At 71.2% G+C, this 21,826-nt stretch carries 22 protein-coding genes and 1 pseudogene; 17 read left to right on the top strand and 6 right to left on the bottom strand.

Going from position 1 to position 21,826, the window contains the following annotated elements; translation table 11 throughout:
* Positions 1-13: 13 nt before the first annotated feature.
* From ACIQRW_RS31445 to ACIQRW_RS31425, 5 genes and pseudogenes are all read left to right on the top strand, one after another.
* Positions 14-472: a winged helix-turn-helix transcriptional regulator gene (locus tag ACIQRW_RS31445; RefSeq protein WP_403766700.1), complete on the top strand. Its 459-nt coding sequence runs from the start codon at positions 14-16 to the stop codon at positions 470-472.
* A 226-nt stretch (positions 473-698) separates the two neighbouring features.
* Positions 699-1,550: pseudogene (locus ACIQRW_RS31440) on the top strand (chitosanase); the annotation flags it as partial.
* Entirely contained in the window at positions 1,548-2,834 is a 1,287-nt protein-coding gene (locus ACIQRW_RS31435; protein ID WP_403766750.1) for a discoidin domain-containing protein, read from the top strand. The pseudogene ACIQRW_RS31440 and the gene ACIQRW_RS31435, both read left to right, overlap by 3 nt.
* 146 nt (positions 2,835-2,980) lie before the next feature.
* A complete protein-coding gene (locus ACIQRW_RS31430) occupies positions 2,981-3,982 on the top strand; it encodes an MFS transporter (RefSeq protein WP_403766697.1) in 1,002 nt (333 codons plus the stop codon).
* Complete coding sequence (locus ACIQRW_RS31425; RefSeq protein ID WP_403766694.1) at positions 3,979-5,010, top strand: TolB family protein; 1,032 nt, start codon at positions 3,979-3,981, stop codon at positions 5,008-5,010. The genes ACIQRW_RS31430 and ACIQRW_RS31425 overlap by 4 nt, the downstream gene beginning before the upstream one ends.
* Positions 5,011-5,053: 43 nt before the next feature.
* Here the strand turns inward: ACIQRW_RS31425 and ACIQRW_RS31420 are convergent, their stop codons facing one another.
* Positions 5,054-6,004: an arsenic resistance protein gene (locus ACIQRW_RS31420; RefSeq protein ID WP_403766747.1), complete on the bottom strand. Its 951-nt coding sequence runs from the start codon at positions 6,002-6,004 to the stop codon at positions 5,054-5,056.
* A gap of 176 nt (positions 6,005-6,180) precedes the next feature.
* On the opposite strand from ACIQRW_RS31420, the gene ACIQRW_RS31415 reads away from it, so the two are divergent.
* Complete coding sequence (locus ACIQRW_RS31415) at positions 6,181-6,762, top strand: dihydrofolate reductase family protein (RefSeq protein WP_403766692.1); 582 nt, start codon at positions 6,181-6,183, stop codon at positions 6,760-6,762.
* 65 nt (positions 6,763-6,827) lie between these two features.
* On the opposite strand, the gene ACIQRW_RS31410 is transcribed toward ACIQRW_RS31415, so the two are convergent.
* Positions 6,828-7,031, bottom strand: a complete 204-nt coding sequence (locus ACIQRW_RS31410; protein WP_403766689.1) for a hypothetical protein — start codon at positions 7,029-7,031, stop codon at positions 6,828-6,830.
* Between the two features lie 68 nt (positions 7,032-7,099).
* Between ACIQRW_RS31410 and ACIQRW_RS31405 the strand changes: the two genes are divergently transcribed.
* Both ACIQRW_RS31405 and ACIQRW_RS31400 read left to right on the top strand, forming a co-directional pair.
* Entirely contained in the window at positions 7,100-7,723 is a 624-nt protein-coding gene (locus tag ACIQRW_RS31405) for a TetR/AcrR family transcriptional regulator (protein WP_403766686.1), read from the top strand.
* Between the two features lie 72 nt (positions 7,724-7,795).
* Positions 7,796-9,454, top strand: coding sequence for an acyl-CoA dehydrogenase family protein (locus ACIQRW_RS31400; protein WP_403766683.1), 1,659 nt, complete (start codon positions 7,796-7,798; stop codon positions 9,452-9,454).
* Positions 9,455-9,530: 76 nt separating this feature from the next.
* Here ACIQRW_RS31400 and ACIQRW_RS31395 read toward each other — a convergent pair whose 3' ends face one another.
* A complete protein-coding gene (locus ACIQRW_RS31395) occupies positions 9,531-10,271 on the bottom strand; it encodes a TioE family transcriptional regulator (protein ID WP_403766680.1) in 741 nt (246 codons plus the stop codon).
* A gap of 58 nt (positions 10,272-10,329) precedes the next feature.
* Between ACIQRW_RS31395 and ACIQRW_RS31390 the strand changes: the two genes are divergently transcribed.
* From ACIQRW_RS31390 to ACIQRW_RS31350, 9 genes are all read left to right on the top strand, one after another.
* Positions 10,330-11,532, top strand: a complete 1,203-nt coding sequence (locus tag ACIQRW_RS31390; protein WP_403766677.1) for an erythromycin esterase family protein — start codon at positions 10,330-10,332, stop codon at positions 11,530-11,532.
* Between the two features lie 112 nt (positions 11,533-11,644).
* Positions 11,645-12,544 carry a TIGR03620 family F420-dependent LLM class oxidoreductase gene (locus ACIQRW_RS31385; protein ID WP_403766674.1) on the top strand — a complete coding sequence of 300 codons (900 nt, stop codon included), beginning with the start codon at positions 11,645-11,647 and terminating at the stop codon, positions 12,542-12,544.
* A gap of 125 nt (positions 12,545-12,669) precedes the next feature.
* Positions 12,670-13,764: a Rieske 2Fe-2S domain-containing protein gene (locus ACIQRW_RS31380; RefSeq protein WP_403766672.1), complete on the top strand. Its 1,095-nt coding sequence runs from the start codon at positions 12,670-12,672 to the stop codon at positions 13,762-13,764.
* Between the two features lie 432 nt (positions 13,765-14,196).
* Positions 14,197-14,958 carry a DeoR/GlpR family DNA-binding transcription regulator gene (locus ACIQRW_RS31375; RefSeq protein ID WP_403766669.1) on the top strand — a complete coding sequence of 254 codons (762 nt, stop codon included), beginning with the start codon at positions 14,197-14,199 and terminating at the stop codon, positions 14,956-14,958.
* Between the two features lie 207 nt (positions 14,959-15,165).
* Entirely contained in the window at positions 15,166-16,533 is a 1,368-nt protein-coding gene (locus tag ACIQRW_RS31370) for an ABC transporter substrate-binding protein (protein ID WP_403766666.1), read from the top strand.
* Positions 16,530-17,492 carry a carbohydrate ABC transporter permease gene (locus tag ACIQRW_RS31365; protein ID WP_403766663.1) on the top strand — a complete coding sequence of 321 codons (963 nt, stop codon included), beginning with the start codon at positions 16,530-16,532 and terminating at the stop codon, positions 17,490-17,492. Before ACIQRW_RS31370 ends, ACIQRW_RS31365 begins: the two co-directional genes overlap by 4 nt.
* The gene (locus ACIQRW_RS31360) at positions 17,489-18,379 is read left to right on the top strand and encodes a carbohydrate ABC transporter permease (protein ID WP_403766660.1); all 891 of its coding nucleotides are present in this window, start codon (positions 17,489-17,491) and stop codon (positions 18,377-18,379) included. Before ACIQRW_RS31365 ends, ACIQRW_RS31360 begins: the two co-directional genes overlap by 4 nt.
* On the top strand, positions 18,376-19,365 hold the full coding sequence (locus ACIQRW_RS31355) for a zinc-dependent alcohol dehydrogenase family protein (RefSeq protein ID WP_403766658.1): 990 nt from the start codon (positions 18,376-18,378) through the stop codon (positions 19,363-19,365). Before ACIQRW_RS31360 ends, ACIQRW_RS31355 begins: the two co-directional genes overlap by 4 nt.
* Complete coding sequence (locus tag ACIQRW_RS31350; RefSeq protein ID WP_403766655.1) at positions 19,362-20,297, top strand: PfkB family carbohydrate kinase; 936 nt, start codon at positions 19,362-19,364, stop codon at positions 20,295-20,297. Before ACIQRW_RS31355 ends, ACIQRW_RS31350 begins: the two co-directional genes overlap by 4 nt.
* 118 nt (positions 20,298-20,415) lie before the next feature.
* Here the strand turns inward: ACIQRW_RS31350 and ACIQRW_RS31345 are convergent, their stop codons facing one another.
* From ACIQRW_RS31345 to ACIQRW_RS31335, 3 genes are all read right to left on the bottom strand, one after another.
* Positions 20,416-20,493: a 50S ribosomal protein bL37 gene (locus tag ACIQRW_RS31345; protein WP_370454205.1), complete on the bottom strand. Its 78-nt coding sequence runs from the start codon at positions 20,491-20,493 to the stop codon at positions 20,416-20,418.
* A gap of 164 nt (positions 20,494-20,657) precedes the next feature.
* On the bottom strand, positions 20,658-21,086 hold the full coding sequence (locus ACIQRW_RS31340) for a DUF4190 domain-containing protein (protein ID WP_403766653.1): 429 nt from the start codon (positions 21,084-21,086) through the stop codon (positions 20,658-20,660).
* 124 nt (positions 21,087-21,210) lie between these two features.
* Complete coding sequence (locus tag ACIQRW_RS31335; protein WP_403766650.1) at positions 21,211-21,768, bottom strand: FABP family protein; 558 nt, start codon at positions 21,766-21,768, stop codon at positions 21,211-21,213.
* Positions 21,769-21,826 lie beyond the last annotated feature (58 nt).

The following is a 21,826-nucleotide window of genomic DNA, read 5'->3' as shown; positions in this document are numbered from 1 at the left end:
ATTGGGAGGTGTCATGTCAGGCGCACCCCTGCGCACCCCGGACGCGCAATGGTCGGATCCCGACTGCCCCGTCGCCCGCACCCTCGACCTCGTCGGCGACCGATGGAGTCTTCTCGTCATCCGCGACGCGATGGACGGCGCGGCCTCGTTCACCGAGTTCCAGCGGCGGACCGGCATCGCGCGCAACATCCTCACCGACCGCCTCCGCAAGCTCCTCGCCCACGGAGTCCTCGTCCAGCGCACCGCACCGTCGGGCCGCCGCCAGGGGTACGCCCTCACCGACGCCGGCCGCGCCCTGTTCCCGGTCATCCTCACGCTGCGTCAATGGGGCGAGCAGCACGCCTTCGCGCCGGGAGAGCCCCACTCCGTCCTGGTCGACCGGCACGGCAACCCCGTGCCGGACCTCACGCCGGCCGGCGTGGACGGCGCCCTCCTGGACAGCGACACCACTCACGTACAGAAGACCCCATAGGCATCAACAGGCTCGCGCACGGCGGGTGGTCACCCCGCACCGGATTGCCGTTGTCATGACCCTTGCAAGAAGGGGAGTGGCGCGCTCCAATGGACGCGACTCAATGGAAAGGAAACTTTCCTAATAGAGCTGGCCCTCCCAGCTGAGCTGTGTCCGTACGCCCCTCCACGATGCCCTTGTGCGTTCGGCGTCCGGCATGTCGCAAGAGATCGGAGAACCCGTGCGCATGCGCATGCCCCACCGCATTTCCCGGCGCGTTTCCCGTTCGGAACGACCACCCCGCCCCGCGCACCGCCGGCGTCGCACCGGCGTGCGGATCGCCCTGGCCATGGCGCTGACCGCGATCCCCGCCGTGGTCGCCCTCAACACCGGACAGGCGGCCGTGGCCTCCGGCCTCGACGATCCGGTGAAAAAGGAAATCGCCATGCAGATCGTCTCGACGGCCGAGAACTCCTCGCTCCAGTGGCGCGAGCAGTTCGACTACATCGAGGACATCGGCGACGGGCGCGGCTACACGGCCGGCATCATCGGCTTCTGCTCCGGTACGCACGACATGCTCGAACTCGTCGAGTACTACACGGACAAGGTGCCGGACAATCCGCTGGCCGAGTACCTCCCGGCGCTCCGCGCGGTCGACGGGAGCGACTCCCACGAGGGCCTGGACCCCGGCTTCACGACCGCGTGGGAGCAGGCCGCGGCGACCCCCGAGTTCCGGGCGGCGCAGGAACACGAGCGTGACCGCGTCTACTTCGGCCCCTCCGTGTCCCGGGCGAAGAGCGACGGGCTGCGGGTGCTCGGACAGTTCGCCTACTACGACGCCATCGTCATGCACGGGCAGTCGGGCTTCGACAGCATCCGTGCCGAGGCCAGGGCCGACGCCCGCACCCCCGCCGAGGGGGGTGACGAAACCCGGTACCTCGACGCCTTCCTCGACGCCCGTGTCGTGGAGATGAAGAAGGAGGCGGCGCACGAGGACACCAGCCGGGTCGATACCGCCCAGCGCGTGTTCCTGAGGAACGGCAACCTCGACCTCGACACCCCGCTGGCCTGGGCCGTCTACGGCGAGGACTTCCGTATCGACAGCGACCCCCGGCCCGGCCCGGAACCGACGGGCCCATCCGGCGCCGAGACACTGATATCGCGCGGCAAGCCCGCCACCGCCTCGTCGTCCGAAACCTCCGCCCTGGCGCCCGGCAAGGCCGTCGACGGCGTCGCGACGACCCGCTGGGCCAGCGCCGAAGGGGCGGACCCGCAGTGGCTCCGCGTCGACCTCGGCGAAGGGGCGTCCGTCTCCCGCGTCGAGCTCACCTGGGAGGCCGCGTACGCGAAGCAGTACCGGCTGGAGATCTCGGCCGACGGCACGAACTGGACCCGACTCGCCGCGGAGACGGCGGGCGACGGCGGGACCGACACCTGGACCGGTCTGACCGGCAAGGGCCGCTATCTGCGCGTGTACGGCACCGCACGCGGCACCTCGTACGGCTACTCCCTGTGGGAGGCCGACGTGTACGGCAGCGTCGGGGGAACCACCCCCACCGACCCGCCCCCGAAGGGCGCGTTCACCGTGGTCGGCGCCGGCGACATCGCCGACCAGTGCGACAAGAGCGATCCGGGATGCCAGCACTTCAAGACCGCCGCACGCGCCATGGCGATCGACCCGGCCTTCTACATCACCATGGGCGACAACCAGTACGACGACGCCCACATCGAGGACTTCCGCGCCTACTACGACAAGTCCTGGGGCCAGTTCAAGGACAAGACCCACCCCGTGCCCGGCAACCACGAGGCGTACGACGACTGGAACAACCAGGACGAGGTCGCCTACCGGCAGTACTTCGGTGACCGAGCCACTCCCCAGGGCAAGATGTGGTACAGCTACGACTACGGCAACTGGCACTTCGTCGCCCTCAACTCCAACCGGTTCGACGAGCGCGAACAGCTCGACTGGCTCAAGGCCGACCTCGCCAAGAACAGCAAGAAGTGCGTCGCCGCGTACTTCCACCACCCGCTGTTCAGCTCCGGAAGCCACGGCAACGACCCCGTGAGCAAGCCGATCTGGTCCATGCTGCAGGCAGCCGGCACCGAGCTGGTGCGGAGCGGCCACGACCACCACTACGAGCGTTTCGCCCCCCAGAGCCCGGACGGACGGGCAGACCCGAACGGCATCGTCGAGATCCTCGGCCGTATGGGTGGCAAGGACCTGTACGGCCAGGGTGACACCGTGCAGAAGAACAGCCAGAAGCGCATCTGGGACAAGTTCGGCGTGATGCAGCTCGACTTCACCGACACGACCTTCACCTCGAAGTTCGTCGGTACCGACGGAGCGGTCCTGGACACCGGCCCGACGTACAGCTGCCACTGATCCGCGCGCCTGTCACCGACCCCCACACCGTCCGTCGTGGTCCGGTCGCCGTGCTCCGGCGGCCGGCCACGCCCGGGCGGGCGAACCCGCCCGGAGCACCGGTTGTGCAGCCGGAGCTCCGGGCACCGCGTACCAGGAGCGTCTGTATGTACCTTGCCGTCGGCAGGAACCGTCCACCGGACGGAACCGCCCCCGACCGGACCCCCTCAGCCGTACGGCCCGCCGGCCGAAGGCGTCTCACCGGCACCGTCGTCGCGCTCGGCGCGGTCAGCCTCGTCACCGACATCTCGTCCGAGATGGTCACCGCCGTACTCCCCCTCTACCTGGTCCTGGGCCTCGGACTCAGCCCACTCCAGTTCGGCTTCCTCGACGGCCTCTACAACGGTGTCACCGCCTTCGTCAGGCTCGCCGGCGGGCACGCCGCCGACCGCTGGCAGCGGCACAAGCTCGTCGCCGGAAGCGGCTACGCGCTGTCCACCGTCTGCAAACTCGGGCTGCTCCTCGCGGGCGGTTCCACCCCCACCCTCTCCGCAGCACTCGCCGCGGACCGGGTCGGCAAAGGCGTGCGGACAGCGCCGCGCGACGCCTTGATCTCCCTGAGCTGCGACGAGCGGGACCTCGGCCGCGCCTTCGGTGTGCACCGGGCCATGGACACCACGGGCGCCATGCTCGGACCGCTCGTCGCCTTCGCCGTGCTGTGGGCGACCGTCGACGCCTACGACGCCGTCTTCGTCGTCAGCTTCTGCTTCGGCCTGCTGGGGGTACTGATCCTCTTCGCGTTCGTCCCCGGCCGCGAGGCCGGACCGGCGCGCCCGCCGGGCAGGGCCGCGGCCACCCTGCGGGAAACCCTGCGGCTCTTCCATGTCCCCGCCTTGCGCCGGATCCTTCTCGCGGCCACGGCGCTCGGCGGCCCGGTCGTGCCGGCGGACCGGCGCGCGGGCGGGATGGCGCTGTTGCAGACCGGCCAGAGTCTGGGCCGCCTGTTCGCGTCCGTCGGGTTCGGAGCCGTTTGGACGCTGTGGGGCATGGACAACGCCCTCGTCCTGGCCGTCGCAGCACTCGGCGCCGTACTCGTCCTCTCCTGTGTCCTCCTGCCGGCCGCGCCCACGCCCGCCCCCGTACCCGTCACCGCCCCGGAGCCCTCATGACCCTGCCTCCTCTCTCCCTGCGCGCCCGGATCATCGCGCTCACGGCGGCCACCGCCGTACTGGCGACCGTCGCCGTCGGTTACACGGTCGCGGCAGCGGACGGCGACGACCGGTCGCGGGAGCCCGTCGCCGCTCCGGGCCTCACACTCGACTACGCGCCCGGCCTCTACCACGCGGCGCGGAAGGGCAACGTGTTCTCGGCGCCGTACAGCTCCTCCGGTACGGGAGCGGCCGACGGGGCGCGCAGCAGGAACACCGGGCTGTCGTGCGACCGCTTCCACGCGAGCGGGCGGTCGGCCGTCTGTATCGCGAGCCACCCCGGCATCTCGCAGAAGACGAAGGTGAGCGTCCTCGACCGCAAGCTGGCCACCCGTAGGACCGTCGTGGTCGGCGGCATCCCCAATCGGGCGCGGGTCTCTCCTTCGGGCCGGATGGTCGCCTGGACGCTGTTCGTCAGCGGCGACTCGTACGCCTCGTCCTCCTTCTCGACGCGGAGCGGCATCCTCGACACCCGGACCGGCTATCTGGTCAAGAACGTGGAAACCCTCCAGCTCTACCTGGAAGGTCGGCGCTACCACGCGCCGGACGTGAACTACTGGGGCATCACCTTCGCGGACGACGACAACCGCTTCTACGCGACGGTGGCCACCAAGGGGAAGACGTACCTCGTCGAGGGCGACATCAAGACGTGGAAGGCCCGCACACTCCGCCGGAACGCCGAATGCCCGTCGCTCTCGCCCGACGGCACCCGGATCGCCTTCAAGAAAAGGGTCCGCGAGGGCACCCAGAACCCGTGGCGACTGTACGTACTGGACCTCAGGACCATGCGTGAGACTCCCGTCGCCGAGACCCGCAGCGTCGACGACCAGGCGGCATGGCTGGACGACTCGACCCTCGCGTACGCTCTTCCGGGCCGGGCCAAGGGCACCTCGGACATCTGGACCGTCCCCGCCGACGCCTCGGCCACCGGGCCGAGCCTCCTCCTGCGCGACGCCTCGTCACCTTCCATGGTCGTGGCGGGCGGCTGATCGGGGACAGCCCCGGGCCGGGGGCGTCGCGCGCCGGTGCGGGTCAGTCCCGCAGCGGCAGCAGCCGGGGCACGGCTCTGACATAGACGACCATGCCGATCACCTCGACCAGGGTCTGGGTGACCACGACCACGGCGGCGACGGCCAGCGTGTCCGGCAGCGCCAGGGCGAGGGGCAGGACGACCAGGGAGTTACGGGTCGCGCCCGTGAACACGATCGCCCGACCGGCCGGGGCTTCCAGGCCGAACAGGCGGGCGACACCGAGCCCGGCGAACGCCATCACGACGAGGAAGAGCACGTAGAACGGCACGACACGGCCCACGTCCCCGAGGCTGCCGGCGTCGCCGAGCTTCGGTACCTGGGAGGCGACCACGGTGAGCAGGACGGCGGCCATCAGCGGCACCATGGTCGCGCCCATCGCGTCGGCGGTCCGCTGCCCGGCCGGGCGGCGTGCGGCCCACTCCTGGGTGAGCCAGGCCAGCGTGAGCGGGATGACGATCAGCACGGCGAACGCCTCGATGAACGGTCCCGCCTCCACCACGTCGGCCAGGTCCGGGCCCATGAACAGGAACAGATAGACCGGCAGCAGCACCATCTGGGCCAGCAGCAGCAACGGAGTGGCGGCGAGCAGACGTTCGCTGCTGCCGCCGGCGAGCCCGCTGAAGACGATCACGTAGTCGATGCACGGGGCCAGGAGGACCAGCAGCACGCCGAGGCGGACCGCCCGGTCGTCCGGAAGGAAGGTGAACATCGCGGCGACCACCAGCGGCACCACGACGAAGTTCACCACCAGCGTCGCGGCCAGGAAGCGGCCCGCCCGCACCGAGCGGACCAGCTCGGCGGCGGGCACTTGCAGGAACGTCACGTACAGCAGGGCGGCCAGCACCGGATTGATCGCGTGCTCCAGGCCCGGCCCCGCACCGGGCGCGGCCCGGCCCACCAGGCCCCCGACGGCCAGGGCGCCCACATAGACGGCGACCTGGTGGCGTTCCATGGCGGCGACCACGTACGAACTCCTTGCACAGGGGGAAGAGAACAGAGGGAAGAGAACAGGGGGAAGAAGACAGGGAAAGAGGGGCGGTGGCCCGGCGGGCCTTCCACCCGATGAGTTCTCCCACCGGACGCAGTCTGTACCTATGTCCATCGACCGGACTCGCCCAGGAGAGCATCATGACCGCTACCTACACCTTCGACGTGTTTTCCAGCCTCGACGGTTTCGGCTCCTACAACGGTGACGGCGACTGGGGCGGCTACTGGGGCAAGCAGGGACCCGAGCTGCTCGAACACCGGCTGTCGCTGTACGGCGAGGAGCAGCGAATGGTCTTCGGGGCCCACACCTATCGGGAATTCGTGCGGCTGCTGGGCCCGAGCACGAAGGAGTCCGGCGTGGGTGACGCGTGGGTCACGCGGATGAGGAGCCTGCCGACGACGGTGGTGTCGACCACGCTCGAGGAGCCCCTCGACTGGCCGGACGCGACCGTCGCGAACGGCGATGCCGTCGACGTCGTCGCCCGTCTCAAGGAAGAGTCCGATGTGCCGTTGCGCTCGCACGGCAGCCTGTCGATGAACCGGGCGCTGATGGCCGCCGGCCTGGTCGACCGCGTCCAAGTGACGCTCTTCCCTGTCATCACCGGTCGGACCGGTACGGAACCGGTCCTGCGGGGTGCGGCCGACTTCGACCTCGAACTGATCGGGAGCCGGACACTCGACGGCCGTACCCAGGAGCTCACCTACCGGCCCACCCCGCACTGACCCGCGCGAACCCGCACCGGTTCGTGCAGGGTCGCTCGCCCGCCGTCCAGCCGCTGATCACAGCATCAGGAGCGGGACCAGCGGGTGCCCCCTGCCGCGCCGGGCGGGTGCGTCCGCGTCGCTCCCGGCCCGTGCCGGTGGTCCCGTTCCCCGCCTCGGCCGTCGCCGTCGCCGTCGCCGTCGCCGTCGCCGTCGCTGCGATCGTGCGGGTCCCCCGACTCCGCGAGTATCTCGCCGATCTTGGCGTCGGGACGCTCGGTACGCGTCACCTCGATGTGCTCGGCGAGGTCGGCGGCCGAGCGTGGCGGGAAATTCTGAATGATGGTTCACTTCATTCATGGCCTACCGCAAGACACCGGCCGAGCTCCGTCGGCTCGAAGCCGCCCGGGATCATCTCGTCGCCCGCGCCACCGAGGTCGTGGCGGAGATCGGCTGGGCGCAGGCGTCCGTGACCGCTGTCGCCGACGCGGCCGGGATCGCCGCCGGCTCGGTCTACCAGCACTTCTCGTCCAAGTCCGCGCTGGCCGTGGAGGTCTTCCGGCGCGCCGCACAGCGCGAGGTGGACGTACTGGGTGAGGTGCTGGAGGGCGACGGCGACCCCGCGGAGCGGTTGCGCCGGGGGGTGGAGGTGTTCGCCCGCCGCGCCCTGGAGAACCACGGTCTGGCGTACGCGCTGCTCGCGGCGCCGGCCGAGCCCGCGGTCGGCGCGGAGCGTCTCGACTTCAGGCGCCGCTACCGGGCGCTGTTCGCCGCGGTGATCGGCGAGGGGGTCACCGCGGGCCTGCTGCCGGACCAGGACGCGGAGATCACCGCCGCGGCGCTCACCGGCGCCATCGGCGAGGTCCTCGTGTACCCGCTGAGCACCTCGACCGCGTACGACACGGACCGGCTCGTCACTCGCCTCACCGCCGTGGCCCTGCGCTGTGCGGGTGCGGCCCGTGACCATTCCGCGCCCCCCTGACCCGGGCCGCGCCCCTTCGTCCCCGTGCTCCGTGTGCCGCAACCCGCCGTCCCGTCTCCCGGAGGAGAACCGATGCCCACGCCCACCGCACCGCGCAGCAACCCGACCGCCGTGACGCACGAGGTGACGAACCAGCCGCCTCCGCTCACCGGTCACGACGCCGCCGACGACGCGGTGCTGCTCGAAGGGATACGCCGCGAGGGCGCCGCATGGCACCTGGACGAGCTGCACCGCTTCGGCCGCTACGTCGGCAGCGAGGAGGCGCAGCACTGGGCCGACCAGGCCAACCGCCACGAGCCGGAGCTGCGTACCCACGACCGCTTCGGCCACCGGATCGACGAGGTCGAGTTCCACCCCGCCTACCACTGTCTGATGGACGCCTCGGTGCGGGCGGGGCTGGCGGGCGCCGCCTGGGCCGACGTACGCCCCGGGGCCCATGTCGCCCGCGCCGGCGGCTTCATGCTGGCCACGATGCTGGAGCAGGGCCACCTGTGCCCGGTCTCGATGACGTACGCCGTCGTCCCGGCGCTGCGCCGCTCCCCCGACCTCGCCAAGACGTACGAACCGCTCCTGACCAGCCGTGTGTACGAGCCCCGGCTGAGCGCCCCCGCCGCCAAGCGCGGCCTGCTCGCCGGCATGGGGATGACGGAGAAGCAGGGCGGCACCGATGTGCGCGCCAACACCACGGCCGCGGCCGAGCAGGCCGACGGCACCTGGCGGCTGCGCGGGCACAAGTGGTTCACCAGCGCGCCGATGAACGATCTCTTCCTGGTGCTCGCCCAGTCGCCCGGCGGACTGTCGTGCTTCCTGGTGCCGCGCGTGCTGCCGGACGGAAGCCGGAACACGTTCCGCATCCAGCGGCTCAAGGACAAGCTCGGCAACCGCTCCAACGCTTCCAGCGAGCCCGAGTTCGACGACACCGTGGCCTGGCTCGTGGGTGACGAGGGCAAGGGCGTGCGCACCATCATCGACATGGTGACGATGACCCGGCTCGACTGTGTGCTCGGTTCCGCCGCCGGCACCCGTGCCGCGCTCGCGCAGGCGGCCCACCACGCGCGCCACCGCTCGGTGTTCGGCGCCCGGCTGATCGACCAGCCCCTGATGCGCAATGTCCTGGCGGACCTGTCCCTGGAGTCCGAGGCCGCCACGACCCTGGCCCTGCGCCTGGCGGGGGCCGCCGACCGCGCCCACCGGGGCGACGACGGGGAACGTGCCTTCCTGCGCCTGGCCACGGCCATCGGCAAGTACTGGGTGTGCAAGCGGCAGCCCGTGGCGGTGGCCGAGGCGCTGGAGTGCCTCGGCGGCAACGGGTACGACGAGGCGTCCGGCATGCCGCGGCTGTACCGCGAGGCCCCGCTCAACGGCATCTGGGAGGGCTCCGGCAATGTCAACGCCCTCGACATGCTGCGGGCGTTGACGCGGGAGCCCGCGTCGCTGGAGGCCTTGCACGCCGAGATCGAGGCGGCGGCCGGCGCGGACGCGCGCCTCGACGCGGCCTGGCGGGAGCTGCGGGCCGAGCTGGCGCGCACGCAGGACGCGCAGCTCCGGGCCCGCCGGGTCGTCGAACGGGCCGCTCTCGTGCTCCAGGGCTCACTGCTGGTGCGCCACGCACCGGCGGCGGTGGCCGACGCGTTCTGCGCGTCCCGCCTCGCCGGGGACCAGGGGCTCGCCTTCGGCACGCTTCCCGCGGGCACGGACTTCGCGGCGCTGCTGGGGCGGCTGCCCGCCTGACGGGGATCGGGCGGGGCGGCGGAGACCTCGCCTCCGCCCGCCGTACGGGCCGTGCCGACGACCCGCTGTCGTTCCGTCAGGGGGCATCGTGTGCGTGGCGGAGGTAGGCGTCCAGCTCGGCGGCCCCGGCCAGCATCGCCCTCCCCCGCGCGGCCAGCCGGGCGTGCCAGTCGCGCAGGGCGGCCGCCAGCGGCTCCAGACCGCCGGCCGCCCGGACCTGGGCGATCAACGGTGCGATCTGCTCAAGACGGTAGCCGCCCCGCCTGAGCTGGTGGGCCAGTCCGGCGTCCCGTACGTCGGCCTCGGCGTACACCCGGTAGCCGGTCCTCGGGTCGCGGCGCGGGGTCACGAGTCCGGCGCGCTCCCACTTCCGCAGCGTGGCGGGCCTGATTCCCAGCTGCCTGGCCAGCGGTCCCACGAACATCCCGCCGGGGCTCGCCGCGTCGTCGGGTGCGGGGGTGACGCCGGGCCCCAGATCGCCGAGGGCCCGCTCGACCGCTTGCAGAGTGCGCCGGTCCTCCAGGAGCTGGGCATGGCTCTCGTCGACGATGCGGAACGCCTCCTCCTGATCGTCGCGGTTCACCGCCCGCATGATCGACGCAGCGGTCCCGTGCCCGTGTCCGGGAACCAGCGCGAGGAACGCCGCGAGGGCGTGCGCGTGCAGCGGCGCGTAGGTGCGGTAGCCGTGGGGGGTGCGCCCGGCGGCCGGGAGGATCCCCGCCGCCTCGTAGTTCCTGACGGCCTGCGTCGACAATCCGTGCCGACGGGCCAGATCGACGGGCCGGAGTCGTCCTCGTGTTTGAGGGTTCTGCCTCATACGCCCCAAGGTATCGCGTAAAAGCTTCAACCGAGGGTTCAACGATACGGTTGAAGCCATGGCCAACGACATCAAGGACATCGCCCACGCCGTCGACGCGGCTTCCGTCATGAGGCTGTTCGCCTCCCCGCCCCGCGTGCTGACTCTGGGCGAGCCCACCCACGGGGTGGACGCCCCTCTCCTTCTGCGCAACGCGCTCTTCCGGCAGCTCGTCGAACGGGAGGGCTACCGCACCATCACCATCGAGAGCGACTGCTTGGCGGGACTGCTGGTGGACGACTACGTGACGACGGGCGCGGGCACGCTCGACGAGGCGATGGAGCGGGGGTTCGGCCACGGACTGGGCGAGTCGACGGCCAATCGTGAACTGGTGGGCTGGATGCGGGCGTTCAACGACGGCCGGCCCGCGTCCGACCGGGTCCGCTTCGCCGGCTTCGACGGTCCGCTGGAGATGGCGTACGCGGCGAGCCCGCGCGAGGCCCTCACGTCGCTCCACCGCGTTCTGGCCGCCCACGTGGGCCCGGGCCTGCTCCCCTGCACGGCCGGAACGCTCGACCGCCTCCTCGGTTCGGACGACCGGTGGACCGACCCGGCGGCGATGCTGGATCCGTCCGCGTCCTTCGGACGGTCGGCCGAGGCCGGGAAGCTGCGCCTGCTCGCCGATGACCTGGGCGCGCTGCTCGACGCGTGGACGCCGCACCTGATCGCGGTGACCTCGCGGGACGCGTTCGACCGGGCGCTGCTGTACGCACGGGCCGCCTCGGGGCTGCTGCGGTACCACTTCTGGATGGCGGACACGTCACCGAGCCGGCTGTCACGGCTGACGGGCCTGCGGGATCAGATGATGGCCGGCAATCTCCTCGCGCTCGCCGAGCGGGGGCCGGTTCTGGTGCACGCCCACAACAGCCATCTCCAGCGGGACATGAGCTCGATGCGGATGGGGGGCCGACGGCTGGAGTGGTGGAGCGCGGGCGCCGTCGTCGGTGCCCGCCTGGGCGAGGAGTACGGCTTCCTGGCCACCGCCTTCGGCACGATGAGGCACCAGGGGGTCGACGTTCCGCCGCCGGACACCCTCGAAGGAACCCTGTACGCGCTCCCGGAGGAGTCCTGCCTGGTGGGCGCCTCCGAACTGGCCGCCGTCCTCGGCGCCACGGGCTGCGCCCGGCGGACGTCCCCGTACTTCGGGTACGCCCCGCTCGACCCGGCGCACCTGGCCCGTATCGACGGAGTCGTGTTCATGAAGGACATTCCGGAGGACTGAAGACGCTCGTGACACGCACCGGAGATGCCCTCATCCCCTACTCCGCACGTCCGGACGAGTGAATTCGACGTCAGGTCAGGAATAGTTGGGCCCGGCCATGGTTGATCACACCATGACTTCTGAGATTTCCGGAACGGGCAGGGCATTCGGGCGTGTGGGGATCTGGAGCGGCGCCCTGCACGCTTCACGGGTGGACGACGCGGGCGGGAAGGCGATCGCGGAGGCGCTGGCCGAGCTCGAAGCACTGGGGTACGGCACCGTCTGGATCGGGGGCAGCCCGACGCCCGAGGACGCGGCGGCCGTCGTGGCCGCCACCCGGTCGATCACGGTGGCCACGGGCATCCTGTCCATCTGGAACCACACGGCCGAGGAGGCGGCGGCCGCGATCGCGGCGATCGATCCGGGGGCGCGCGGTCGCTTCGTCCTCGGTCTGGGCGTCAGCCACGGTCCGATGGTGCCGCAGTACGCGAAGCCGTACAGCGCGATGGTTTCCTACCTCGACGCGCTGGACGCCGCCGAACCGTCCGTGGGCTCCGGTCATCGGGTCCTGGCGGCGCTCGGTCCGAAGATGCTGAAGCTCGCGGCCGGCCGGTCGCTGGGGGCGCACCCCTACCTCGTCACCACCGAGCACACCGCGGAGGCCCGTGAGGCGCTCGGCCCCGACGCGCTGCTCGCCCCGGAGTTGACCGTGGTGCTGGACACCGACCTCGACCGGGCCCGCACCACCGCGCGGACGATGCTGGAAATGTATCTGCGGTTGCCCAACTACACCGACAATCTGCTGCGTCTGGGGTTCACGGAAGGCGACTTCGACGGCGGCGGCAGCGTCCGTCTGCTCGACGCCCTCTTCGCGCTGGGCGACGCCGGGCAGGTGAGGCGCCGGACCCGGGAGTACCTCGACGCCGGCGCCGACCATGTCGCGTTGCAGGTGCTCACCGCCGAGGAGGGCGGCGCCGGCCTGCCGCGTGCCGCATGGCGTCAGCTGGCCGAGGCTTTCGGCGACGAGCTCTGACGGGCGCGGACCCGGTCCGTCAACACGTCGCACTCATCGTCCCGTTCGGGTGATGTGCGGCGTGTCGGGAGGATCCCGGGGCGGCTCTGGGCAGCCTTCGTGCGACCGATCATGGAGGGGGAGTCGTGGGAGTGGCACGTGAGTACGGGCGCACCATCAGTGAGGGTCCGACACCGGCCGATGCGGCGGGAGCGCCCGCCCTGCCCTATCCGAGCGGCTGGTCCGCCCTGGCCTTCTCGCACGAGCTGCGGCCCGGCACCGTGCTCACCCGACCGCTCGCGGGGCGCGACGTCGTCCTGTACCGCACCGGCACGGGGGCGCTCCGCGCCGTCCGTCCGTACTGCCCGCACCTGGGGGCCCATCTCGGTCTGGCGAAGGTCGAGGGGGAGGACCTCACGTGCCCCTTCCACTTCTTCTCGTTCGGCCCCGACGGCACCTGTGTGCGCACGGGGTACGGCACGCCGCCGCCGCGGTCCCCGCTGACGCAGCTGCCCGTCCAGGAGGTGAACGGGGGTGTCTTCGTCTGGCGGCACCACGACGGCCGGGATCCGGACTGGTCCATCCCGCAGTGGCACGAGATCGGGCACAGGCCCGCGCGTACGGCTGCCTGGGAGTTGGCCGGCAACGTCCAGGAGGTCATCGAGAACTCGGTCGACCTCGGGCACTTCGCCACCCTGCACGGCTGGGCGAAGGCCGAGATCGACGGCCCCGTGGCGTACGACGACGCGACGTTCCATGTCGCCATGCGGGCCCACGAGTCGGCGCCGCTCATGGGCGACTTCACCGTCGACGTGAAGGTGGACGGCTATGGGCTCGGCTGCCTGCACGCCGACGTCCACACGCCCCGCTTCGGGCTGCGGATGTGCACGATGGTGATGCCGACGGCCATCGGGCCCAACCGGATGCAGTTCCGCCAGCTGAACCGCATCGCCTTCGACGAGCCGGGCCGGCTGCCGCCCGGGCTCGCCCGGATCGTCAGCCGTACCGCGGCGCGGCTCCTGGATCGCCCCGTCTTCCGGTCCAGTTGCGAGTTCACCGCCGCCGATTTCCCGATCTGGCACCACAAGCAGTATCAGCAGCCACCCCGGCTGGCTTCCGGCGACGGACCGATCGGCCCGTTCCGGCGCTGGGCCAAGCGGTTCTATCCGGAGACGCCGGGCAGGGGTGCGTTGTCCCTCCCCCACCGCAGCGAGGGCGAGGACAGCGCCGTTCTCTCCTGACGTGACCTGAGTGCCGACCTGAGCCCGTCCGGCTCCGCCCACGCGCCTCGCCCCGTCCTTCCCGATCCCTCGCTCCGTCCTTCCCGATCCCTCGCTCCGGCGTTTCCGCGCCCCTTTGACCCGGCGTTTCCGCGCCCCTTGCCCCGGCCTGCGCGTGCCCCTTCCCGGGCACCGCGGACGCCGGGGCTCCGCACTTCGGGCGCCATTCGGACGGGAGTCACGGTAAAGCGGGCAGCCCCGACGACCGGACCGGCGACCGCCCTGGGCCTGACCAGCACCGTCACACTCGGGAAACGGGCACGATCGGGCTGAGGGGATCTGGTGAAGCGGCTGGTAGTCGCCCCAGGGCTGCTTGTACAAACGACACATGAGCCCGAACGGACAGACGGGCTCCGCCCGTAACGGGCCCAGTAGCGACCAGGGAAGTGCGCCGTGGACACCGAGGAACGCCGTCGGGGAATTCTGGACACGGCACGGCGGGAGGGGGCGGTCGGGGTGAACGCCCTCTCGGACCTGTTCAAGGTGGCCAAGGAGACCGTCCGCCGCGATCTGCATGTGCTGGAGGAGCACGGACTCGTCCGCCGGACCCACGGCGGCGCCTACCCGGTGGAGTCGGCCGGCTTCGAGACCACGCTCGCCGTCCGCACCACGCGCAACGTTCCGCAGAAGTCGCGGATCGCGACCGCCGCCGCCGATCTGCTCGGCGACGCCGAGACGGTCTTCGTCGACGAGGGCTTCACCCCGCAGCTCATCGCCGAGGCACTCCCCCAGGACCGGCCGCTGACCGTGGTCACCGCTTCCCTGGCCGTCGCCACCTCCCTCGCCGGGGCCGAGAAGACCTCTGTGCTGCTGCTGGGTGGCCGGGTACGCGGCTCGACGATGGCGACCGTCGACCACTGGGCCTCCCGGATGCTCGCGGACTTCGTCATCGACCTCGCGTATCTCGGAGCCAACGGCATCTCCCGCGAGTACGGCCTCACCACCCCGGATCCCGCCGTCGCCGAGGTGAAGGCGCAGGCGCTGCGCAGCTCGCGGCGCAGGGTCTTCGCCGGGATCCACAGCAAGTTCGGGGCGGTGAGCTTCTGCCGGTTCGCCGGGGTCGGCGACTTTGAAGCGATCGTCACCGACGCGGGGCTCTCCTCGGCCGAGGCTCAGCGCTACTCCCTCCTGGGACCCCAGGTCATCCGCGTCTGACCGGCCCCGTCAGCCCGGCCGACCGCCCCTGTCCGACCCGGCCCACCCCCACCGGCCCACCCGCCCGCCGTACCGCCGACCGCATGGCTCCCGTACCCGCAAGCGCACCCGCACCCCGCATCACCGCTCCCTCGCACCGCCGGGGCCTGGTTCGCCATGCCCTCAACGACCCGATCACCGAGCCGCTACGACTGATCAGGAGCCCCCATGCCCCATCCAGGACGCCGCAGCCGACCATCTGTACGCGGTCGGGCCTGCGCCATGACCGCCGCACTGGCCCTGCTCGCCACCGGCTGCGCCGGAGCGGGCGGGACCTCCTTCGGGGGCGGCGACGCGCTGAACGTACTGATGGTGAACAACCCGCAGATGGTCGAACTGCAGAAGCTGACCGCGAAGCACTTCACGAAGGAGACCGGCATCAAGGTCCACTTCACGGTGCTGCCCGAGAACGACGTACGCGACAAGATCAGCCAGGACTTCTCCAACCAGGCCGGTCAGTACGACGTCGCCACCATCAGCAACTTCGAGCTGCCGTTCTTCGCGAAGAACGGCTGGCTGCACCCCCTCGACGACTACGCGAAAGCCGACACCGCCTTCGATCAGGAGGACATCCTCCAGCCTCTGCGGGAGTCGCTGACCGCCGAGGACGGCAAGCTCTACGCCCAGCCCTTCTACGGTGAGTCGTCCTTCCTGATGTACCGCAAGGACGTCTTCGAGGAGCAGGGCCTCACCATGCCCGAGAAGCCGACCTGGGAACAGGTGGCGAAGCTCGCCGAGCGGACGGACGGGGCCGAGCGCGGGATGAAGGGCATCTGTCTGCGCGGGCTCCCGGGCTGGGGCGAGGTCATCGCCCCGCTCACCACGGTCGTCAACACGATGGGCGGCACCTGGTTCACCGAGGACTGGGAACCACGTCTGACCGCACCGGAGTTCAAGAAGGCGACCAAGTTCTACGTCGATCTGGTGCGCGAGCACGGGGAGCTCGGCGCCCCGCAGTCCGGGTACGCCGAGTGCCTGAACAACATGACCCAGGGCAAGACCGCCATGTGGTACGACGCCACGGCGGGCGCCGGGTCCCTGGAGGCGAAGGGCTCCCCGGTGAAGGGGAAGATCGGGTACGTTCCCGCCCCGGTGGAGCAGACCAAGAGCTCGGGCTGGCTCTACACCTGGGCCTGGGGTCTGCAGAAGGCGTCCAAGAAGGCGGACGACGCCTGGAAGTTCGTGTCCTGGGCCTCCAGCAAGGAGTACGAGGAGCTCGTCGGGGCCACCAGCGGCTGGTCCAACGTGCCCGCAGGCAAACGGGCCTCCACCTACGCCAACCCCGACTACCGTGCGGAGGCGGGCGCGTTCGCGGACGTCACCGAGCGGGCCATCTCCGAGGCCGATCCGAAGAATCCGGGCACCCAGCCCCGCCCGACGGCGGGCATCCAGTTCGTCGGCGTACCGGAGTTCACCGACCTGGGCACCCGGGTGGCACAGGAGATCAGTGCCGCCATCGCGGGCCGCCAGTCGGTGGACGCCGCACTCGCCGCCTCCCAGAAGCTGGCCGAGAAGGTCGCGGAGGAGTACCGATGACCGTCACCGCAACCAGAGAGACCACGCCGTCCCCGCAGGCTCCAGCCAAGAAGCCGGGCGGCAGCAGGCGGCGGGCCTGGGCGACCCGCGCTCCCCTGCTGCCGGCGCTGGTCTTCCTGATCGCCGTCACCCAACTGCCCTTCGTGGCAACGCTGGTGATCTCGCTCTTCGACTGGAACTCCCTCAAGCCGGAGAAGCGCCACTTCACCGGGCTCTCCAACTATGCCTCCGTCTTCACCGACGAGGCGTTGCGCGAATCGGTCGTGACGACCGTCGTCCTCACCGCGTCCGTCGTGATCGTCAGCGTCGTGCTGGGGCTCCTCTTCGCCCTGCTGCTGGACCGCGCCTTCTTCGGCCGGGGGTTCGTGCGCACCCTGCTGATCACCCCGTTCCTGCTGGTGCCGGTCTCGGCCGCGCTGCTGTGGAAGCACGCGCTCTACAACCCCGAGTACGGGCTGTTCAACGGGGCGCTCACCTGGTTCGGCGAGCTGTTCGGCATCGAGTCGATCGCGCAGCCCGAGTGGACGTCGGAGATGCCGCTGATCGCCATCGAGGCGTCGCTCGTGTGGCAGTGGACACCGTTCATGATGCTGATCCTGCTGGCCGGGCTGCAGAGCCGGCCGGCCGAGATCATGGAGGCCGCGCGGCTGGACGGGGCCGGCCCCTGGCAGATGTTCCGCTATCTGACCCTGCCGCATCTGCGCCGCTACCTCGAACTCGGCATCCTGCTCGGGTCGGTGTACATCGTGCAGAACTTCGACGCGGTGTTCACCATCACCTCCGGCGGTCTGGGCACCGCCAACCTCCCGTACACCGTCTACGAGACCTTCTACCGGGCCCATGAGTACGGTCTGGCGTCGGCGGCTGGCGTGGTCGTGGTGATCGGCACGATCGTCATCGCCACCTTCGCGCTCCGGACGGTCTCCTCCCTCTTCCGTGAGGAGGCGAGCCGCGCATGAGCGCCTCGACCTTGACATCCGCATCCGCGTCCGCATCCGCATCCGTCAACGCCGCTACGCGCAAGGCCCGTCGGCGCTCCGCCGCCCTGGGCGCGGCCGCATGGGTCGTGGGGATCGGCTTCTGTCTGCCCGCCCTGTGGATGGTGCTGACGTCCTTCCACGCGGAGGCCGACGCCGCGACCAACCCGCCGTCGATCGCCGCCGCGCTGACGCTGGACGGCTACCGCACCTTCTTCGGCGGCGGGGGCGGCCCGACACCGTGGCCCCCGCTGGTCAACTCGCTCGCGGCTTCGTTCTTCTCGACCGTGCTGGTGCTGCTCCTCGCGCTTCCGGCCGCGTACGCGCTGTCCATCCGGCGGGTCCGCAAGTGGACGGACGTGATGTTCTTCTTCCTGTCCACCAAGATGCTGCCGGTGGTCGCCGGGCTGCTGCCGGTGTATCTGTTCGCGAAGAACACCGGGCTGCTGGACAACATCTGGCTGCTGGTCCTCCTCTACACCTCGATGAACCTGCCGATCGCGGTGTGGATGATGCAGTCCTTCCTCGCGGACGTCCCCGTCTCCATCATCGAGGCGGCTCAGGTCGACGGGGCCCGGCTGCCGACGGTGCTGCGCCGCGTCGTCGCCCCGGTCGCCGGTCCCGGCATCGCCGCGACCGCCCTGATCTGCTTCATCTTCAGCTGGAACGAGCTGTTGTTCGCACGGGTGCTGACCGGCGTCGTCGCCGGGACCGCACCCGTCCATCTGACCACCTTCGTCACCAGCCAGGGCCTCTTCCTCGCCCAGCTGTGCGCGGCGTCCGTGGTCGTGTCCCTGCCGGTGCTCGTCGCCGGCTACGCCGCCCAGGACAAACTCGTCCAGGGCCTCTCTCTGGGAGCAGTCAAATGAGGGCAGCCATCGTCGAAGCCCCCGGCAAGGTCTCCGTGACCACCGTCCCGGACCCCACACCCGGCCCCCGCGACGTAGTCGTCAAGGTGGCGTCGTGCGGGCTGTGCGGCACCGATCTCCACATTCTCCAGGGCGAGTTCGCTCCGACGCTGCCGATCGTGCCCGGGCACGAGTTCGCCGGGGAGGTCGTCGGCCTCGGTGCGGACGTCACGGAGCTGTCCGTCGGCGACAAGGTGGCCGTGGACCCCTCGCTGCACTGCCACGAGTGCCGCTACTGCCGTTCGGGCCGGGGCAACCTCTGCGACAACTGGGCGGCGATCGGCGTCACCGTGCCCGGAGGGGCGGCCGAGTTCGCGGTGGCGCCCGTGGCCAACTGCGTACGTCTGCCGGAGCACATCGACGTCCGGGACGCGGCGCTGATCGAGCCGCTGTCCTGCGCGGTGCGGGGCTACGACGTCCTCAACGGCAATCTCGGGGCGCAGGTGCTGATCTACGGCTCCGGGACCATGGGGCTGATGATGCTGGAGCTGGCCAAGCGCACCGGTGCCGCGTCGGTGGACATGCTGGACGTCAACGCCCAGCGGCTGGCGACCGCGACGACCCTGGGCTGTACGGGCGCGGCGGCCCGTGCGGATGAGCTGGACCGTCCGGGCGGCTGGGACGTCGTCATCGACGCCACCGGCAACGCCGACGCCATCCAGGACGGTCTGGGGAGGGTCGCCAAGGGCGGGACGTTCCTCCAGTTCGGGGTCTCCGACTACGCCACCACCGCGGTGATCGAGCCGTACCGGATCTACAACCAGGAGATCACCATCACCGGTTCGATGGCGGTCCTGCACAGTTACGAGCGGGCCGCGGCGCTCTTCGCGAGCGGGGTGCTGGACGCGTCGGTGTTCATCAGTGACCGGCTACCGCTGGAGCAGTATCCGCAGGCCATCGAGCGCTTCCGAGCGGGGATCGGCCGCAAGATCGTGGTGGAGCCGTGACGGGTTTTGTGCCTTCGCCTGCCGCGGGTCCCGGTTCCGTCCTCGTGCTCGGTGAGGCGCTGGTGGATTTGGTGCCGGCCGACGGTGACGCCGGGGTCCGGGCGGCCCAGCCGGGCGGCGGGCCCGCGAACGTCGCGGTGGGCCTGGCCCGCCTCGGCGGGCGGCCGTCCTTCGTCGGCGGGCTCGGCGACGACGCCTTCGCGGAGAGCGTCGAGGCATGGCTGGTCGGTGCGGGCGTCGATCTCTCGCTGAGTGGCCGGTCGCCGCTGCCGACGGCGCTCGCGGTGGCGGACCCAGGTGATCACGGGAACACGTACCGCTTCCACCTCGCTGACACGGCGACCTTCGAGCTGCCCGACCGGACGGCGGAGGCGGGACGTTTTGGCGCGGTGTACGTGGGCGGGCTCGCGGCGGTCGTGGCGCCGGCGGCCGGTGTCGTGGCCGCCACCGCGCGGGCGGCCGCCGGTGCGGGGCTCCTCGTGGTGGACCCCAATGTGCGCGAGGACCGCACCCTGGACCCCGTGCGGAGCCTCGGCCGGCTGCGCGAGTTGTGCTCTCTGGCTCGGGTGGTGAAGGCGAGCGACGAGGATCTGGCGCGCCTGTGGCCGGACGCGGCCCCGGAGGCCAGTTGCCGGGCGCTCGCCGGGGAGGGGCGGCTGGTGGTGATGACCCGGGGGCCGGAGGGCGCCACCGCGTACGTCCATGACGCCCCCGCGGTCTCGGTCCCGGCCCTGCCGGTGCGGGTGGTGAACACCATCGGCGCGGGTGACGCGTTCATGGCGGGGATGCTGACCTGGCTGGGGGCGGAGGCGGGCTGGGATCCGGCGCTGTCCGCCGGGCAGACGAAGGCGATGCTGGAGTACGCGGCCGGGACGGCCGCGTCGGTCTGCGCCAGGGCGGGAACGGAGCCCACGGCCCCGCTCGGGGTGTGAACCCGGCACGCATCGGGCATCACCCTCGGGACCCGAGTTCCGCACGGCCCTCCCCCGGCCCACGGAAACCGCCGTGGCCCCACCGGGCTCCTCCGCCCGGTGGGGCCACGGCGTGGTCTCAGCTCTGGGGACGCTTGCCGTGGTTCGCGCCGTTCTTGCGGCGGGCCTTCTTCTTACGACGTCGCTTCGAGGACATCGAACCCTCCTTCTCTCTGCTCTGTACTCCGTTGCGGGCGGTCCACCGGGCGGTGAGGCCCGGTGATCACCGGGCCGCCTACCCAGGGACACCGTGGCAAACACCTGGTGCGGGTGCAACCGGCGGCGCGCCGCCGGGAGGGTACGGACAGGTGTGCGGAACCGTCAGTTGGTCAGCTCGTCGACGAAGTCCTCCGCGCACCGGTCCTCGGCCGCCTGGCCGTTGGCCCGGTTCATGCAGTCCTCGAGGTTCTTGAACTCCTGGGAGTCGAACACGGAGACGGCCACCACGAGGACGATCACGGAACCGATGAGCCCGAGTGCCCCGAACGCGGCGCCGACTATCGCCATCACCCGGCGCGGCGCGCGGCCCTGGCGGGTACGGAGCGCGGCGATGATCCCGAAGACGACGGCGAGCAGGCCGAGCAGCAGCCCGCCCACCACGGTCCAGAAGAACAGGCAGGCGATCAGGCCGAGCACGAGTGCGGCGACCGCGAAGCCGTTCGTCCTGGCGGGCGCCTGGCCGCCGTAGGGGTCGTGGTCGGCGGCGGGCTGCCCCGGGTACGAGGAATCCGGGTACGAGGGAAGGGACATCGGGGAAGTGCTCCTGTTCTCCTGGCTTCCCGTCCACCTGCCCTGTGGGCCATCCTCCATGCGCGTCCTTGGTCACGCTCCGGCAACCAGGGTCGTCGTTTGGACCTGATCCAAACGAGAGGCCCTAAATGCCCTGGCCAGGGGCTTCCCGGCGGAGCCGCGCCGACAGGTGGTGCTGGAGCGGCCGCCCGACCGCCGCGAGGTCGTGGACGAAGGCGAGCGTGTCCTGATCCGTCAGGGTGTAGCGGCGGCGGGTGGCGTCGACCTTCTTGGCCGTCGGGGCGAGGGACACCCGCTCGGTGGCGAGGTCGACGGCGCCGTCGCGGGCATGGCCGACCGAGATCTCCGCGATGCCGGTGGGCTGGGTGATCAGCGCCTCCACCCGCCCGTCCGGCTGCAGGCGCCACCATCCGGTCTCGCGGGCGGACGGCCGCAGGGGCTGCCCGTCCGCGTCGAGCAGCCAGGCCCGGGCCTCGTACGCGAGGAAGGGCCGCCCGTCGTGGCTGAACGTGACCTCCTGCGCGTAGGTGAACTCCGCGTCCAGGGTTGGGTATCCGCCGCTGCCCGTGCCCCGCCAGGTGCCGATGTAGCCGGTCACCGGGGCGAGCAGCGGATGCGGCGCGGGAGAGGCTCCTGGGCGAAGTGCGTCGGGGAAGGGGAGTTCGGAGACGGGGTCGGGCATGCGGTGCGCTCCTGGGTCGGTGCCGATACAGGGTCGCAGCCTAGGGCGTGTCCGCAAA

Source organism: Streptomyces sp. NPDC091287 (assembly GCF_044768525.1).
Taxonomy (GTDB): domain Bacteria; phylum Actinomycetota; class Actinomycetes; order Streptomycetales; family Streptomycetaceae; genus Streptomyces.
The sequence above is the reverse complement of the archived record's forward strand: the minus strand, read 5'-3'. Positions and strand labels throughout refer to the sequence as shown.

Excerpts from the sequence above, each read along its gene's own strand:
- ACIQRW_RS31365 (WP_403766663.1), top strand. The coding sequence starts at position 16,530 with ATGACCGTCACCGCAACCAGAGAGACCACGCCGTCCCCGCAGGCTCCA.
- ACIQRW_RS31425 (WP_403766694.1), top strand. The coding sequence starts at position 3,979 with ATGACCCTGCCTCCTCTCTCCCTGCGCGCCCGGATCATCGCGCTCACG.
- ACIQRW_RS31340 (WP_403766653.1), bottom strand. The coding sequence starts at position 21,086 with ATGTCCCTTCCCTCGTACCCGGATTCCTCGTACCCGGGGCAGCCCGCC.
- ACIQRW_RS31400 (WP_403766683.1), top strand. The coding sequence starts at position 7,796 with ATGCCCACGCCCACCGCACCGCGCAGCAACCCGACCGCCGTGACGCAC.
- ACIQRW_RS31415 (WP_403766692.1), top strand. The coding sequence starts at position 6,181 with ATGACCGCTACCTACACCTTCGACGTGTTTTCCAGCCTCGACGGTTTC.
- ACIQRW_RS31445 (WP_403766700.1), top strand. The coding sequence starts at position 14 with ATGTCAGGCGCACCCCTGCGCACCCCGGACGCGCAATGGTCGGATCCC.
- ACIQRW_RS31360 (WP_403766660.1), top strand. The coding sequence starts at position 17,489 with ATGAGCGCCTCGACCTTGACATCCGCATCCGCGTCCGCATCCGCATCC.
- ACIQRW_RS31355 (WP_403766658.1), top strand. The coding sequence starts at position 18,376 with ATGAGGGCAGCCATCGTCGAAGCCCCCGGCAAGGTCTCCGTGACCACC.
- ACIQRW_RS31370 (WP_403766666.1), top strand. The coding sequence starts at position 15,166 with ATGCCCCATCCAGGACGCCGCAGCCGACCATCTGTACGCGGTCGGGCC.
- ACIQRW_RS31385 (WP_403766674.1), top strand. The coding sequence starts at position 11,645 with ATGACTTCTGAGATTTCCGGAACGGGCAGGGCATTCGGGCGTGTGGGG.
- ACIQRW_RS31335 (WP_403766650.1), bottom strand. The coding sequence starts at position 21,768 with ATGCCCGACCCCGTCTCCGAACTCCCCTTCCCCGACGCACTTCGCCCA.
- ACIQRW_RS31405 (WP_403766686.1), top strand. The coding sequence starts at position 7,100 with ATGGCCTACCGCAAGACACCGGCCGAGCTCCGTCGGCTCGAAGCCGCC.
- ACIQRW_RS31395 (WP_403766680.1), bottom strand. The coding sequence starts at position 10,271 with ATGAGGCAGAACCCTCAAACACGAGGACGACTCCGGCCCGTCGATCTG.
- ACIQRW_RS31430 (WP_403766697.1), top strand. The coding sequence starts at position 2,981 with ATGTACCTTGCCGTCGGCAGGAACCGTCCACCGGACGGAACCGCCCCC.
- ACIQRW_RS31420 (WP_403766747.1), bottom strand. The coding sequence starts at position 6,004 with ATGGAACGCCACCAGGTCGCCGTCTATGTGGGCGCCCTGGCCGTCGGG.
- ACIQRW_RS31390 (WP_403766677.1), top strand. The coding sequence starts at position 10,330 with ATGGCCAACGACATCAAGGACATCGCCCACGCCGTCGACGCGGCTTCC.
- ACIQRW_RS31345 (WP_370454205.1), bottom strand. The coding sequence starts at position 20,493 with ATGTCCTCGAAGCGACGTCGTAAGAAGAAGGCCCGCCGCAAGAACGGC.